This window comes from Qipengyuania sp. RANM35, from assembly GCF_041021145.2.
GTDB lineage: Bacteria > Pseudomonadota > Alphaproteobacteria > Sphingomonadales > Sphingomonadaceae > Qipengyuania > Qipengyuania soli.
Genome location: NZ_CM196433.1, coordinates 2,023,411 through 2,037,059, shown reverse-complemented (window position 1 = coordinate 2,037,059; position 13,649 = coordinate 2,023,411). Strand labels below are relative to the sequence as shown.

The following is a 13,649-nucleotide window of genomic DNA, read 5'->3' as shown; positions in this document are numbered from 1 at the left end:
GCCTTTCTTATGCCTCCTGCTCGGTGTCGGTCAGGATCTCGGCACCGAACAGCGGTTCGCCAAATATGAACCCGACCAAGTTCGGTCGTCCCACGTGGTCGAACAGCGCGGTGAGCATCAGCAGGATGGGCACCGACAGCAGGGCACCAAACACGCCCCAAACCCAGGAAAAGTAAGACAGGGCAATAAGAATGAGGACGGGATTCATTGTGAACCGCGCCCCGAGGATCGACGGGGTAACGATATTCGCCTCGATCGTGTGCAGTCCCAGATAGGCGAGGGCAGGCAGGATGCCCACGAACACGGTTTCTGTCGTCCCGATACCGAATAGGCCGAGCAGGGTGATCATGATGATCGGCCCGACGTAGGGCAGGAAGTTGAGCAAAGCGGCCAGCCCACCCCACATGATCGGAGCGTCGACCCCCATGGACCAAGCGCCCACTGCAACGATCACGCCGACGCAGGCGTTGATCCATCCAACGGTGAGGATGTAGGAGGCGACGCGGTCCTGAACCTCTCGCATCACGCGTGCCGCCTTGATGCTGGTGCCGAAACTGGTGCGGCCGAACAGCAGGCGCTGGCGCAGGCGCACGCGTGCTTCGACCATGAAATAGGTCATAAGCAGGGTGAGTACCGTCTCGAGAACGATACTCGGCGTAGCGAAGGCTACCTCTTCGAGCAGGCTGGGCGAAGCGAGCACGACCTCGCGTCCCTCTTCCCGGCTTACCAGCGCGGCGAGCTGGTCGTTGATCCTTCCGACCCAGGCGAACTGTCGCTGCAATTCGCCGAAACGGTTGATCACCTGCTGCGCCATCGCCGGGATGTCATCGAACAGTGCGATCGCCGGCTGCAGGATCAGCGCCAAGGCAAGGAGGAGAATCGCAAAGAGCACGAGCAATGAGACCAGCGATGCCAGCGCATTGGGCAGGCCCCAGCCGTTTAGCTTGTCGGCAAGCGGGGACAGAATGACGGTGAGAACAAGCGCGGTGACGACCGGCAGGAACACCACCGAACCGATGGACAAGACGAAGGGCAGCGCCAGGAATAGCCCGATCCCGATCAGCACGACGAGCGACGAAATCAGGCGCAGTTCCTGTTCCGCAAAACCGAGCGTGCGGGTGCGCTCTGCGCGCCTTGGTTCCTCAGGCGTGGGGTCGACCTCGTCCATGATCCGCTATTTGCCGCGCAGCAGACGTCGTGACAAGCAAAGCACGAAGGGAGCAACCATCAGCTGCGAGAGGCAACCCCGTTGCCCGCCGCAACGTCGTCGAGTTCCTCGAGAATCGCCCTGTGCGCGATCTCGTCATCGATCGAACGCCGGGGGATGGAGCCTTCGCTCAGCATGGTCGTCAGTGCCGCGCGTGCACGACCGACCCTGCTCTTGATCGTACCCACCGCGCAGCCGCAGATCGTTGCGGCTTCCTCATACGAAAAACCTCCTGCGCCGACCAGAAGCAGCGCCTCGCGCCTCTCTGGAGGGAGCGTAAGTAATGCGCGATGCATGTCCGACAGGTGGATGGGTTCTTCCTGACCGGCGGGAGCAGTGAGTACCCGCTCGGCGACGGTCTCGTCATACTCGCCGCGGAACCGGTTGCGGCGCATGTCGGTGAGGTAGGCATTGCGCAGGATAACGAAGGTCCAGGCGCGCATGCTTGTGCCAGGCTGGAAACGGTCCTGTGCAGCCCATGCCTTCAGCAGGGCTTCCTGGACGAGATCGTCCGCCATGTCGGCGCGGCCGCATAGGCCGCGCGCGAATGCACGCAGATGAGGGACCACTTCGGTCAACTCGCGTTTGAAATCGGCCTTTTCCGAGGCCGTACGGCTATCGGCCCCCATTAGTCCTTGTCGTCCAGCTTCGAGAGTAGGTCCTTGAAAGCATCGGGCAGCGGCTCGTCGAGAACCGAATCATAGAGCTGGCGGAGGCCATTGCTCCAATCCGGCTTCTCGGCAGGCCGCTTCGGCGGAAGCTTGCCGCCATCCTTTCCGCTCGCACTAGTGCTGTCGGCGCTCATGTCTGTCCAGTATGGTCCCTGTTTTGGACACCCCGCACCCTGCTCGGCGTTACGGAAGCGGTCAGGCGGGTGGTGTCGCGAGATCCCTCAAGTGTTCGCGTAACGGGCCTTGGGTAAAATGGTTCCCGCAAATCCCATGTGTGGAACGAAATCGCCAATACATCATAGTATATAATCCGAACGACAGGGACCGATAAGGGGCAGGCCGCTGGCTACCGACGACATCCAACGCAAAGGCAACCGACGCCGTTGGCTCGTCGAGTATCCGCGCGCGATACCCGTCATGATCTTCATCATGGTCATGGCGATGACCGTGTTGAGCGTCTTTGCGATCGAAAAGGGGGAGATCGAACGCGACGCGGCGGACATCAACCGGCGTGCGCAGGCAATGACTTCCGCGATCGAACGCCGTGCTTTCACGGGCTCGTCCTATCTTCGTGCGGGCTCTGCACTGTTGACCACGCAGGACGAGGTATCGCCCGAGCTCTTCCGCCGGTTCGTGTCTGAGCTCAGGATGGACGCCGACTACCGGGGTGCGGAGGGTATCGGTTGGGCCCCTGCCATAGGTCCCGGCGAAATCGACGAATTCGAGGAACAATTGTCGCGGGGAAGGACCTCGCGACTGGTCATGCGTCCGAGTTTCGATGCGCAGCCGCGTGCCGTTATGGTCCCGATTCTATATCTGCAACCGGATACGCTCAGAAACCGGCGGGCGTTGGGCTTCGACATGTATTCCGAGCAGGTAAGACGGGCGGCGATGGATGAGGCGGTCGAGACCGGCCGACCCACGGCCAGCGGCCCGATCGTGTTAGTCCAGGAAGGTCGCGGATCGGATGCTGGATTCCTGATCTACATGCCGGTTTTCACCCCTGCCGAGCAGGGGCGCGACCTGAAGGGTTTCGTCTACAGTCCCTTCAATGCACGCCAATTCCTGGAATCGGCGGCGGATCTGGTGAGCTACGATGGAGTGGGAGCCCGGATGTACGATATCGGGGACGGTAAGCGTGAGCTTATCGCGGAGCTTCCCGGATGGCGGGAGACCGGCACGACGGTCGAACGCGAAGTGATCCTCGCAAACCGGAAAATGCTAATATCGGTGCAGTCGGCCCGGGACGAAACACTGTCTTCGATGTCCATGATCACCTTGCTGTTCGGGTTGGCGGTAGCCAGCCTGCTCATGCTCGTCGCCCGACTCCTGACGCAGCAGGCGCTTGAAGACGGTCGTTCGATCGACTGGTTTGCCCAGCAAAATTCGATCAGAGACTCATTGACCCGCGAGCTCAACCACCGCGTCAAGAACACGCTGGCAAATGTGCTTTCTATCGTCTCGCTAACCCGCCGTCGCTCGAAGAGTCTCGACGAGTTTGCGGAAGGCATCGACGGACGGATCAGGGCATTGTCGGCAACGCACGATCTGCTCACGCAATCGGAATGGGGCACCACGCCGATCAAGTCGGTCGTGGGCGTGGAGCTCGCGCCTTATTCAAGCGATGCGGATCACACCATTACCCTCGAGGGTCCGGACGTCGAACTCGCACCCAATGATGCGCTCTCGCTGGGGCTGGCGATCCATGAGCTTGCCACCAATGCTGCCAAGTATGGTGCACTGAGCGTTCCTGGTGGCAATGTTTCGATCACTTGGAGTTCGGTCAACGACACGCTTGCCCGCATCGAGTGGGTAGAAAGCAATGGCCCCTTGGTGGTTCGTCCCATGCGTCGCGGCTTCGGGACGGAACTTATCGAAAAGATCGTTGCCCACGAACTGCGCCATCCGGTCGAACTGACATTTGCCGAAAGCGGCGTTCGCTGTGTACTGTTGACCCCCGTGCGCGAACCGAACGAATTTGCCCTGCGCCAGAACCGCCCGAGCGGTCGGGGACACTAGGCGACAAAAAAAGGGCCCGCCGTCTCCGGCAGGCCCCGCCTTATTTGCTTTTCCTAGATCAACCCAGCGGTCGGCTTGAACCGAAGAACAGTGCCTGGCTGATCGCTGCCCTTACAGTCTGTTCCTGGAACGGCTTGGTCACGAGGTAGGTCGGTTCCGGACGATCGCCAGTAAGCAGTCGCTCTGGATAGGCCGTAATGAAGATCACCGGTACGCTGCTGATCGCGAGGATGTCATCCACGGCATCAAGCCCCGAAGAGCCATCGGCCAGCTGGATATCAGCAAGCACAAGGCCAGGCGTCTTCTCGGCGACGACTTCCTGCGCTTGGGTCCGCGTCGCCGCAGTGCCGCAGACTTCGTGGCCCAGCGAAGAGACTAGGTCTTCCAGCTGCATGGAAATAAGCGGTTCGTCCTCGATGATCAGGACGCTCGTTGCTGACTCGCGATCAATCTCGGTCACGGCCTCCTGCACCAGCCGTTCGATATCGTCGGGGGCCATATCCATGATGTCCGCTGCCTGTTCGACCGAGAAATCCTCGAGCGTGGTCAGCAGCAGAGCCTGCCGGTTAAGCGGTGTAATGGACTTGAGGCGGTCCTGTGCGGCAGTCTCGTGATCGAGCCCGCCAACCGTCTCTGGCACATCGAGATAAGCGCTCGACCAAACCTTGTTGAAGGCGCGATATAAGGGCACGCGGCCACCTTCGAGCGATTTCTTCAGCTGTTCGTCCGCCAAGGCCGCCTCAAGCGTGGCCCGAACAAATGCGTCCCCTGTTGCCTGCGAACCGGTAAGCGCGCGGGCGTAACGACGGAGATACGGGAGATTTTTGGCTATCTGGTCACCAAGCGACATTCTGACCCCTTCCATTAGGTGCGCGCATTGAACGTATCGCTTGCCGGTTGGTTCCGCAGGATACGATGTGAAAATTGGGCGTTTGACAAATGTTACCATCCGCCCGACGGTCGCGGGGTGAAGAGGGGAGACTTCGCATGCACACGGTGGCCGATCCCGTACCCTGCCGACAATGCCCGTTACAGAACTGTCCAGGCTTACGACCGCTGGATTCGCGGCAGCTCGCCTACATGGAGGAATTCAAGGCGGGAGAGGTCAGGCTGGACCGGTCGGAAGTATTGATCGAGCAGGAAACCGAGTCGAAGCATCTATACACTGTCCTGGACGGCGTTCTGATGCGCTATCGGACCCTGGAGGACGGAAGGCGCCAGATCGTCAACTTCATGTTCCCCGGTGATCTGGCAGGGCTTCAGGGCGCGTTCGAGGAGCCTGCAAGCCATACGATCGAGACGCTGCTCGATTCCCGGCTCTGTGTCTTCAAGCGCGGCGAATTTGCGACATTGATCGGGGAACACCCGCGACTGGGCTATGACCTCGTGTGGCTGGCCGCGAAGGAGGAACGTGCGCTTGAGGAACACATTGTCGCGCTTGGCCAGCGCAGCGCGCGCGAGCGCCTGACTTATCTGGCCGTTTGGCTGCTGGACCGGGCCTTGGCCACAGGGGTGTCCTCCAACGACAACATACTCCATCTGTCGATCACGCAGAACCAGATTGCCGACATGCTTGGCCTCTCGCTGGTCCACACCAACCGAACCGTGCGGCAATTGGAACGAGAAGGTCTGGTCATCTGGAAGAACCGCGAGATTACGGTCCCCGACATGGACAAGGCATGTGAATTTGCCCAGTTCGACAGGCATCTCGAAAAGCTCAGGCCTTTCATTTAACAGGATAATTCCGGTCTCTCCGGGGCAATCGAAATATTTTTGGCAAGGGTGGGAACCGCCATTCAGGACGAGCATTTATCCTATGTCACCGCCGAGACCCCCCCTCCCGTCCAAGCGGCTGGTGATACGATCCCGAAAGGCCTCCATCGGAATACCGATGGAGGCCTTTTTTCTCGACATGGCGAGGAGCAATTACATCAGGGTTGGAGCGCCAACGGCATGGAACCGCTGGCAGCATCGACTAGAACTCCGGGTGGCTTAGCTAAGGGCGCCACGAAGGCGCGAGATTATCCCGCGCCGCTTGGGTTCACGCAACAAGTCCACGAGCGTTATGGCATCGTATGGCTTCACAAGCACACAACCCTGCGCAGCGATGTCGGTCGGGATGTCTTGCGGCATACCGGTCGAAAAAATGATCCGCGGTGCCTGCGGGCCAAGGGTTTGGACAAGTTCTGCGATGGCCCAGCCATCGTCACGATCTGCCAGATGCACATCCAGCACGATCGCGTCGGGTGCCTGATTGCGCAAGGCTGCAAGCGCTGCATCGGTGGTCGGGCAGATCCGCACATCAGAGACACCTGCGTCTTCAAGCGCCTGTTCGATCGAGAGCCCGAGCACCGCATCGTCCTCTACGATGAGAACGCGTTGCGGTAGGGGATCCAACTTCGATTTCGAGCGTGTCTTGTTCATGGCGTCCAATGACCGAGGAGCGGGTGTCCTCGGCCAGTCCAACGGTTCATCGAGTCAGCCGGTTCCAATCAGCACTGCAATTTTCCGCGCAGTTGCCCCGGCGCCACAGCGCCAGGTCCAAACCTGCTTAGAGCTGCCTGCGATAGATGATGTACTCGCGGTTCACCTTGCTTTCGATGGCATCCGCGATCGCGTTCATTCCCTGGTTGTCGTCCAGGATCCAGCCGATCTCGCCACGGGTCGAACCCAGCCATTCGACGGCATTCTGGCGGATTTTCTCGATCATCATGAAGGCAAGTTGGCTTGCGAGGCGCGAATTGTGCAGCTCCTTGAGCACGCCCATCAACGGTACGCGCATGATCGTGCCCGACGGCTTGCGCATCCACTTGAGAAGCGAAATCCAGCCAAAGGGGAACATCTTGCCGTCGATCTTCCTCAACACGCCGTTGACGTCGGGAAAGGTCAGCATGAAAGCCACCGGCCGGCCATCGACCTCGGCGATCATGTTGAGCCTGCGATGGATCAGTGGTTTCAGCTTCTTCCCCGCGTATGCGATCTCTTCGGGAGTGAAGGGTACAAAACCCCAGTTCGAGGACCAGGCATCGTTGAGGATGCCGAGCACGACTGCGACCTCCTCGTCCCAGCGCTTGAGATCGACATGGCGCACGTTGATGCGCGCATTGCGCTCACCCGACTGGACGATCCGCTGGATCAGCGGCGGGAATCCCTTCTGGATATCGAGATCGTAGGTGAGCAAGGTCTTCGCCGGTTCGTAGCCGGCGCCTTCGATCCACCCCTGGTAATGAGCGGGATGATGTCCCATCATGATCGTCGGCGGGTGGTCCTGGCCTTTGACCAGCAGGCCCGGCTCTTCCCAGATCGACATTGAGATCGGGCCAAGCACATGGGTCATGCCCTGACCGCGGAGCCATTCCTCGGCGGCGGCAAGCAGGGCCTTGGCAACCTCTTCGTCTTCGGCGTCGAAATAGCCGAACATTCCGGTTCCGGGGCCCATGCCTTGTTCGGGAGGCAGTTCAAGCGCCAGGTGATCGATATGGGCCGAGATCCTGCCAACATCCTTCCCGCCGCGTGTGGCGATGAAGAACTGGTGACTGGCGTGCCCGAAGAACGGATTGCGATCGGGGTCGACCAGTTCGAGCTGCTCGGAGCGTAGCTGGGGTACCGAATGCGGTTCACGCGCTGCGAAGGCGCGACCCAGGTCCACGAAACGCGCACGGTCCTTCTTGCTGCCGATGGGCTCGATACTTATCTCGTTGCCAGCCACGCGGTGCGCCTTTCCTGTTCAGCCTGGGTTAGCCCGTTGTGCGCATAATGATCTTTGTCAAGGAAACACCCGGCGGCTCGGGTCAGGGCGATCACTATGATCGACACCGCGCGCTGTATTCCCGGCCCCGAATGCGTTAGGGCCACCCCCAAGGAAAATTTGCAATGACCGCTCATCCGACGATGCCATCCGACGACTTTGTCGCCCGCCGCGAGGCCGGGGCGAACTGGCACGCGCAAATGCCCGATGACAAGGCGATGCTCCGCGCCGCGCGCGACCTCACCAAGGACATCGAGAACCATCGCGCGGCTGTCTATTGGCCCGACATGATCGGCTCGGCGCTGGTCGGCTATGCTTCTCTTGCCGGGTCGATCCTGGTCGACAGTACGCCACTTGCGCTCCTGCTCGGCCTGATTTCCTCGCTGACGCTCTACCGCGCGCTGCTGTTCATCCACGAAATCTCGCATTTTCGCGGCAATCCGCTGCCCGGCTTCCGGACCGCGTGGAACCTGATGGTCGGCATTCCCATGCTGATGCCATCTTTCATGTACGAGAACGTGCACACCCTGCACCACAAGCGTACCCAGTACGGCACGATCGAGGATCCGGAGTACCTTCCGCTCGCGCTGATGAAGCCGTGGAGCCTGCCGCTATTCGTGCTGGTCGCGCTGCTTGCTCCCGTCGCGCTGCTGTTCCGCTGCGCGGTCCTGCTGCCGCTGGGTCTGGTAATTCCGCCGATCCGCCGCCTGACGTGGGAACGCTTTTCCGCGCTCGCGATCAACCCCGACTTCCGCCGCAAGGCTGCTGATGGCGGATTCCGTGCCTATGTCCTGCGGCTCGAGCTGGCGAGCTTCATCTGGTCGTGGCTGCTCATCGGCAGCGTTTTCCTGTGGGGCTGGCGTCCGCTGCTGGTCACGCTGTCCGTCGTTTCGGTCACTGCGGTCCTCAACCAGCTGCGCACACTTGTCGCGCATTTGTGGGAGAACGAGGGCGAGGCGATGACCGTGACGGCGCAGTTCCTGGATTCCGTCAATGTCCCGCCGCCTGGCGCGATTGCAGAGCTCTGGGCGCCGGTCGGCCTGCGTTATCACGCTTTGCACCACCTCATGCCGTCCATGCCCTATCACTCGCTGCCCGAGGCGCATCGTCGCCTGGTGAGGGAACTGGGGGCTGGTTCGACCTATGACGGGGCGAACCACAAGGGCATGGGGGTCCTGGTCGCCCGGATCGCGCGGAGCACGATGCGCCCGCGCGGCTGAGCCAAGGAAACACTCGAACAAAGCAAAAGGGCCGCTCCCGGCGAGATGCGGGAGCGGCCCTGAATTTTTGCGCGGAACGACAGTCCGCGAGCGTCTTAGTCGACGTTGATCTTGGCCTGCACGCCGTCTTCGCTGACGGTCGCGTCGACATCCTTGCCATCGACCGTCACGCTGGTGCCATCCGTGGTGTTCACGGTGGCGCTGGTGCCGGGATCTGCGACGACGGTTTCGGTCGCGGTCGGAGTGATCACAGTGGTGTCACCGGCCTCGGTGGTCGCTGCGGTATCGTCGGTCGCGGGCGCATCGGCGCTATCGCACGCCGCAAGGGCAAGCGCGGCGGCGAGGGCGGGTAGAGCGAACTTCTTCATGCCATGTCTCCTTTGTGGCAACATTGTGGCATCAATGCTCGATGGCTGGCGAGGGTTCCCGATCAGGCGAGGAATTTGATCATTGCGCAACGGACGTGTGCGGGCATGCCAGCGGAGATCTTGCGATCAAGATCTTCCTTCAAGCGGGGATGCGCGGCGAGATCCTCGACAACTTCGAACCCCCGTCGGCCATAGAACGGGCGGTTCCAAGGCACCTCGCAGAAAGTCTCGAGAGTGACTGCCTGGAATCCCGAAGCTCTCGCATCGATACACAATGCCGACAGGAGCAAGGCACCGGCGCCTTGGCCTTGCCAGTCGCATCCGACGCTGAGCTCTTCAAGGTGCAGTTCGCGACTAAATGGCACTGCGGCTGCCAGGCCGATGATCCGCCCATCGAGTTCCGCGACGAGCGAGCGTCCCTTGCGGATGATGCTTTCGAACTGCTGCGGCGTCCGCGCCGCGCCGATGACCAAGTCATCGAATTCCTCGTACTGTTCGAAGAGATGTGCAGCACTGGCCTCGATCTCCGACATGGCAGCGCCATCCCCGGAACGCGCGAGCCGGATACGCCAGTCGATCACTCTTCGGTCCGGATGAGCACCGTCTCGCCGATCAGGATGAAGAGCAGGACTGGTGCCCATGCGGCAAGGAAGGGCGGGTAGCCGCCGAAGCTTCCCATTGCCAGGGCTGCGTTATCGACCACGAAGAAGGCAAACCCCATGGCCATGCCTATGATGGCGCGCAAGAACAGCTGGCCAGATCGCGCGAGACCGAATGCCGCTACAGCACCGAGCAGAGGCATGAGGAAGGCCGAAAGGGGCCCCGAAATCTTGTGCCACCACTTGGCCTTGAGCTCATCGGTCCGGCGGCCGGCCTTGTCGTACGCTTCGATTGAGCTTGATAGCGTCCAGAAAGGCTGGGTCTCCGGATCCACTTTGGCCAGTTCGATTTGGCTGGGCGTCACTCCTTCGGCCACAGTCACGGGGCCTGGCTTGTCGGTCACGGCGTTCTGGATGCGAAAGCGCGTGGGGTCTTCCAGCGTCCAGCCCGGTCCGGCAAATGTCGCAGTGGGCGCGACCAGTTGCTCGATAATCGTACCGTCGGAATTGCGACGATAGAAGGTGACGTTACGCATCGATGTTGTGTCACCAGAACCGGTGATCGCTGCGGCCGTCAGGACATTGGCGCCGTCGGTCAGGTAGATGTTCGACTTCGCGCCCGATTCCGGGACTTCGGCACCGTAGTCGATGGCTTGCCATGCCTTGAGCGAAGCCGTTGAGCGGGTGACGACGCGCTCGTTGAATCCGAAGCTGGCAAGCGAAACGAGGCCTGCTGTCAGCAACAGGGGGGCAAGGACCTGATGCGCCGAAAGGCCCGCAGCCTTCATTGCGATGACCTCGCTGTTCTGGTTCAGCGTGACGAGGGTAATGAGGGTCGCCAGCAACACGCTGTAAGGTAGGAAGCTCTGGATCAGCTGTGGTATGCGATATCCGACGTAGGTCAGCAGCTCACCTTGGCCATTGCCCGGGACTGCAAGGATTTTCCCGCTGTTCGAGAGCAGGTCGAGCATCATCAGCACCAGCACCAACATGACCAGCATCGCGAGAATGCGGAAGATGAACAGCTTCGCGAGATAGAGCGTGAGCGTGCGCGAGGGGAAGAAGTCGAGCTGCATACAGTCCTATTCCGCAGGCGCCACGCGCAGGGAAGCCCGATTGCGCCTGCTGAACAGCTTGGAAACGCGCTTTGAAAGTTTGGCGAACCACACCTCGAGGGCGCCGATTGCCTGTCCGCCCGGCACGTATGCGACCCGCCAGTACATCCAGATGATGAGCGCCGAAAACAGCGCGAAAGGCCCCCAAAGCGCAAGGATGGGATCAACGCGGCCAAGTGCCGCGATGTCTTCCCCATACTGGTTCACCTTGTGGTACGCGACCACCATGATGATCGACAGGAAGACGCCGAGCGCACTGGTCGATCGCTTCGGCGGGATGCCCAGCGCCACCGCCAGCAGAGGCAGCAAGGCCATCATGACGACCTCGACAAGACGGAAATTGAAGCTCGCCTGACTGGCGTCGCGCTTGGTTGCGGTCTCGTCCTTGCTCCAGCCGATGCGCAGGAGCTCGGGCAGGATGTATTCGCGCTCGGCATCGCCGCGGGCGCGGAATTTTTCAATCGCCGGAAGGTCGATGGGCAAGTCGTGGCGGGTAAAGGTCAGGACACGGGGAGTTTGCCCCCCGGTATCCTGCACGATGGTTCCCTGCGTCAGGCGCAGGATGATGGTGTCGGGATTGTCCTTGGTGGCGAGGAACGCGCCCTCCTTGGCCGATATCGACAGGACCTGTCCCTTGGAATTGGCCACACGGGCGAAGATGCCCTTCAGCTTGCGACCCTCGTCCTCGCTTTCTTCGATCCGCAAGGCCATGCGATCGGCAAGGGTGGTGAATTCGCCAACCTTGATCGATGCGCCGAGCGCGCCCGAGCGCAGCTCGTAGTCGAGTTGCTCGTAATAGTACCGGCTGATCGGCTGGACGTAGAATACCAGCGCGACGTTCACCGCCATGACCATCGCAGTGATGATGTAAGGCACACGCAGCAGGCGACCATAGCTTAGTCCGACCGCGCGAAAGACGTCGAGTTCGCTGGTCGTGGCGAGCTTACGAAACGCGAGAAGGATGCCCAGCATCAGCCCGAGCGGAATGGCCAGGCTGGCGTATTCGGGCACCAGCGCCGCAAGCATCTTGAACACGACGCCAACCGGTCCGCCCTCGACCGCGACGAAATCCATCAGACGGCCCATCTTTTCGAGCAGGAGGAGCGAAGCCGCAATCGCGAACACGCCGAGCATCGGCACGACTACGAGCCGGAAAATGTAGCGGTCTATGCTGGGCATGAATTTGAACAAGGTGCCGCCGGTCGTTTGCTTCAGACGCGGCCCCTAGCGCGAATTGCCGGGGAGGTCATGCCCCTTGTCGAATTGCGCTGCGATCAGGCCTTTTCGAGGGTGCATTGCAGCGGGTGCTGGTTCTGCCGGGCGAAGTCCATGACCTGGTTAACCTTGGTCTCGGCGACTTCGTAGGGAAAGATGCCGCAGACGCCGACACCCTTCTGGTGGACGTGCAGCATGACCCGCGTCGCTTCTTCCATGTCCATGCGGAAGAAGCGCTTCAACACGATCACCACGAATTCCATCGGGGTGTAGTCGTCGTTGAGCAACAGCACCTTGTACTGGCTGGGTTTCTTGGGCTTCGCACGGGTCTTGGTAGCAATGCCGACCTGCCCCTCGCCATCGCGCGAATCATCGTCACCGGCGGCGCGCGGGGTCAGGAGGGGCATTTCATAGGTCATTGCAGGGCCATTATCGTATCGCTTCGCCAAATCGCAAGCGGTGTGCAGCACCCTAAAGCGTGTCCGGGTTAAGAAAGCTCTGATCTGCGACAAGCAAGGCACGCAAAAGGAAACGGGCCGGACGACGCGAACGTCATCCGACCCGTCCTGTCCAATCGCCGGGTCAAGGGAGAGAGAGGAGAGAGCCCGGCGGATTGAAGTCCTTTTCGCTTAGGCGGCCTTCGAGAACTTCTCGGCGGCCAGGCTGAAGCGGGTCGAGAGCGGAGCGAAAGCTTCGTTCGCGAGCTTCAGCATGGCTTCGGTGTTCTTCGAAGCGCCGGCAACGGCTGCGTCGAAGTTGCGACGGGCGATTTCGCCCTGAAGCTGGAACAGCTCGGTCGGCGACTTCACGGCAGCCATCTTCTTGACGTCGGCCTGGACGGTTTCAACGGCGCCCTTGGCTTCTTCGACATAGGTGCGGCCCATGTCCTGCATGCCGGCGGCGAGGATCTTGCCCGAAGCGACGAGAGCTTCAAGGTTGCCCTTCTGGAATTCAGCGGCTTCCTTGGTCAGCTCGGCACCCTTGTCGTAAGCGGCCTTGGCGCGGGTCTGCACGTCGGCAGCCAGTTCCTTCGCCTTGGCGGTGTAGTCGGTGGTCTTTGCGGTCTTGGCAGTGGCCATGATGGTTTCCTTCATCTTGGAAATGGGGGTGTTCTTGGTGGGGGTCGCCTTCTTGGGGGCAGCCTTGGTCTTCTTCACGAGAGCCGGCGCCTTCTTGGCGGCGACCTTCTTCACCGGAGCCTTCTTGGCGACGACCTTCTTGGCCACTGCCTTCTTCTTCGGTGCAATCTTCTTGGCGGCGGGGGCCGGAGCCGGAGCGGCCACCGCTTCGGCAACCTTCTCGGCCTTGATCGGAGCAGGCTTGTCAGCTTCGACCGCCTTGGCGACGGTCTTCGCGCTCACTTCGGTCTTCACCGCTTCCGCGGTCTTCTTTTCCGCGGCTTCGGCGAAAGCCTTCTCGGCAGCGGCATCGATCTTGCTCTGGCTGTCAGCCATGGGAACCTCGCTTTTGTTGCACTGCACAAAATA

General features: G+C 61.0%; 15 protein-coding genes. 3 read left to right on the top strand and 12 right to left on the bottom strand.

What is annotated here, in order from left to right:
• Positions 1–7: 7 nt before the first annotated feature.
• The 3 genes from RAM60_RS10160 to RAM60_RS10150 are packed head-to-tail and all read right to left on the bottom strand — an operon-like array spanning position 8 to position 2,012.
• Positions 8–1,168 carry an AI-2E family transporter gene (locus RAM60_RS10160; RefSeq protein WP_369026865.1) on the bottom strand — a complete coding sequence of 387 codons (1,161 nt, stop codon included), beginning with the start codon at positions 1,166–1,168 and terminating at the stop codon, positions 8–10.
• A gap of 59 nt (positions 1,169–1,227) precedes the next feature.
• Positions 1,228–1,836, bottom strand: a complete 609-nt coding sequence (locus RAM60_RS10155) for a sigma-70 family RNA polymerase sigma factor (RefSeq protein WP_369026866.1) — start codon at positions 1,834–1,836, stop codon at positions 1,228–1,230.
• A complete protein-coding gene (locus RAM60_RS10150) occupies positions 1,836–2,012 on the bottom strand; it encodes a NepR family anti-sigma factor (RefSeq protein ID WP_200981265.1) in 177 nt (58 codons plus the stop codon). Before RAM60_RS10150 ends, RAM60_RS10155 begins: the two co-directional genes overlap by 1 nt.
• A 283-nt stretch (positions 2,013–2,295) precedes the next feature.
• On the opposite strand from RAM60_RS10150, the gene RAM60_RS10145 reads away from it, so the two are divergent.
• On the top strand, positions 2,296–3,897 hold the full coding sequence (locus RAM60_RS10145; protein WP_369026867.1) for a CHASE domain-containing protein: 1,602 nt from the start codon (positions 2,296–2,298) through the stop codon (positions 3,895–3,897).
• 58 nt (positions 3,898–3,955) lie between these two features.
• On the opposite strand, the gene RAM60_RS10140 is transcribed toward RAM60_RS10145, so the two are convergent.
• Positions 3,956–4,747 carry a response regulator gene (locus tag RAM60_RS10140; protein WP_200981263.1) on the bottom strand — a complete coding sequence of 264 codons (792 nt, stop codon included), beginning with the start codon at positions 4,745–4,747 and terminating at the stop codon, positions 3,956–3,958.
• Positions 4,748–4,884: 137 nt separating this feature from the next.
• Here RAM60_RS10140 and RAM60_RS10135 point away from each other — a divergent pair, with 137 nt between their 5' ends.
• Positions 4,885–5,631 (top strand): Crp/Fnr family transcriptional regulator, encoded by a 747-nt coding sequence (locus RAM60_RS10135; RefSeq protein ID WP_200981262.1) that lies wholly within the window; start codon positions 4,885–4,887, stop codon positions 5,629–5,631.
• Between the two features lie 258 nt (positions 5,632–5,889).
• Here the strand turns inward: RAM60_RS10135 and RAM60_RS10130 are convergent, their stop codons facing one another.
• Together RAM60_RS10130 and RAM60_RS10125 are read right to left on the bottom strand one after the other, a co-directional pair.
• Positions 5,890–6,321: a response regulator gene (locus RAM60_RS10130; protein WP_369026868.1), complete on the bottom strand. Its 432-nt coding sequence runs from the start codon at positions 6,319–6,321 to the stop codon at positions 5,890–5,892.
• Positions 6,322–6,448: 127 nt separating this feature from the next.
• Positions 6,449–7,606, bottom strand: coding sequence for an N-acetyltransferase (locus RAM60_RS10125; RefSeq protein WP_369026869.1), 1,158 nt, complete (start codon positions 7,604–7,606; stop codon positions 6,449–6,451).
• A gap of 164 nt (positions 7,607–7,770) precedes the next feature.
• Here RAM60_RS10125 and RAM60_RS10120 point away from each other — a divergent pair, with 164 nt between their 5' ends.
• Complete coding sequence (locus RAM60_RS10120; protein ID WP_369026870.1) at positions 7,771–8,865, top strand: fatty acid desaturase family protein; 1,095 nt, start codon at positions 7,771–7,773, stop codon at positions 8,863–8,865.
• Between the two features lie 95 nt (positions 8,866–8,960).
• Here RAM60_RS10120 and RAM60_RS10115 read toward each other — a convergent pair whose 3' ends face one another.
• The 6 genes from RAM60_RS10115 to RAM60_RS10090 form a co-directional block, all read right to left on the bottom strand.
• Complete coding sequence (locus RAM60_RS10115; RefSeq protein WP_369026871.1) at positions 8,961–9,233, bottom strand: hypothetical protein; 273 nt, start codon at positions 9,231–9,233, stop codon at positions 8,961–8,963.
• 62 nt (positions 9,234–9,295) lie between these two features.
• A complete protein-coding gene (locus RAM60_RS10110) occupies positions 9,296–9,814 on the bottom strand; it encodes a GNAT family N-acetyltransferase (RefSeq protein WP_369026872.1) in 519 nt (172 codons plus the stop codon).
• Positions 9,811–10,908 carry an LPS export ABC transporter permease LptG gene (lptG, locus tag RAM60_RS10105; RefSeq protein ID WP_200981256.1) on the bottom strand — a complete coding sequence of 366 codons (1,098 nt, stop codon included), beginning with the start codon at positions 10,906–10,908 and terminating at the stop codon, positions 9,811–9,813. The genes RAM60_RS10110 and lptG overlap by 4 nt, the downstream gene beginning before the upstream one ends.
• A 6-nt stretch (positions 10,909–10,914) precedes the next feature.
• Positions 10,915–12,126, bottom strand: a complete 1,212-nt coding sequence (locus tag RAM60_RS10100; protein ID WP_369026873.1) for an LptF/LptG family permease — start codon at positions 12,124–12,126, stop codon at positions 10,915–10,917.
• 95 nt (positions 12,127–12,221) lie between these two features.
• On the bottom strand, positions 12,222–12,581 hold the full coding sequence (clpS, locus tag RAM60_RS10095; protein ID WP_510639690.1) for an ATP-dependent Clp protease adapter ClpS: 360 nt from the start codon (positions 12,579–12,581) through the stop codon (positions 12,222–12,224).
• Between the two features lie 210 nt (positions 12,582–12,791).
• Positions 12,792–13,616, bottom strand: coding sequence for a phasin family protein (locus RAM60_RS10090; RefSeq protein WP_369026874.1), 825 nt, complete (start codon positions 13,614–13,616; stop codon positions 12,792–12,794).
• Between the last annotated feature and the right edge of the window lie 33 nt (positions 13,617–13,649).

Excerpts from the sequence above, each read along its gene's own strand:
- RAM60_RS10120 (WP_369026870.1), top strand. The coding sequence starts at position 7,771 with ATGACCGCTCATCCGACGATGCCATCCGACGACTTTGTCGCCCGCCGC.
- RAM60_RS10090 (WP_369026874.1), bottom strand. The coding sequence starts at position 13,616 with ATGGCTGACAGCCAGAGCAAGATCGATGCCGCTGCCGAGAAGGCTTTC.
- RAM60_RS10140 (WP_200981263.1), bottom strand. The coding sequence starts at position 4,747 with ATGTCGCTTGGTGACCAGATAGCCAAAAATCTCCCGTATCTCCGTCGT.
- RAM60_RS10155 (WP_369026866.1), bottom strand. The coding sequence starts at position 1,836 with ATGGGGGCCGATAGCCGTACGGCCTCGGAAAAGGCCGATTTCAAACGC.
- clpS (WP_510639690.1), bottom strand. The coding sequence starts at position 12,581 with ATGACCTATGAAATGCCCCTCCTGACCCCGCGCGCCGCCGGTGACGAT.
- RAM60_RS10115 (WP_369026871.1), bottom strand. The coding sequence starts at position 9,233 with ATGAAGAAGTTCGCTCTACCCGCCCTCGCCGCCGCGCTTGCCCTTGCG.
- RAM60_RS10100 (WP_369026873.1), bottom strand. The coding sequence starts at position 12,126 with ATGCCCAGCATAGACCGCTACATTTTCCGGCTCGTAGTCGTGCCGATG.
- RAM60_RS10160 (WP_369026865.1), bottom strand. The coding sequence starts at position 1,168 with ATGGACGAGGTCGACCCCACGCCTGAGGAACCAAGGCGCGCAGAGCGC.
- RAM60_RS10145 (WP_369026867.1), top strand. The coding sequence starts at position 2,296 with ATGATCTTCATCATGGTCATGGCGATGACCGTGTTGAGCGTCTTTGCG.
- lptG (WP_200981256.1), bottom strand. The coding sequence starts at position 10,908 with ATGCAGCTCGACTTCTTCCCCTCGCGCACGCTCACGCTCTATCTCGCG.
- RAM60_RS10130 (WP_369026868.1), bottom strand. The coding sequence starts at position 6,321 with ATGAACAAGACACGCTCGAAATCGAAGTTGGATCCCCTACCGCAACGC.
- RAM60_RS10135 (WP_200981262.1), top strand. The coding sequence starts at position 4,885 with ATGCACACGGTGGCCGATCCCGTACCCTGCCGACAATGCCCGTTACAG.
- RAM60_RS10150 (WP_200981265.1), bottom strand. The coding sequence starts at position 2,012 with ATGAGCGCCGACAGCACTAGTGCGAGCGGAAAGGATGGCGGCAAGCTT.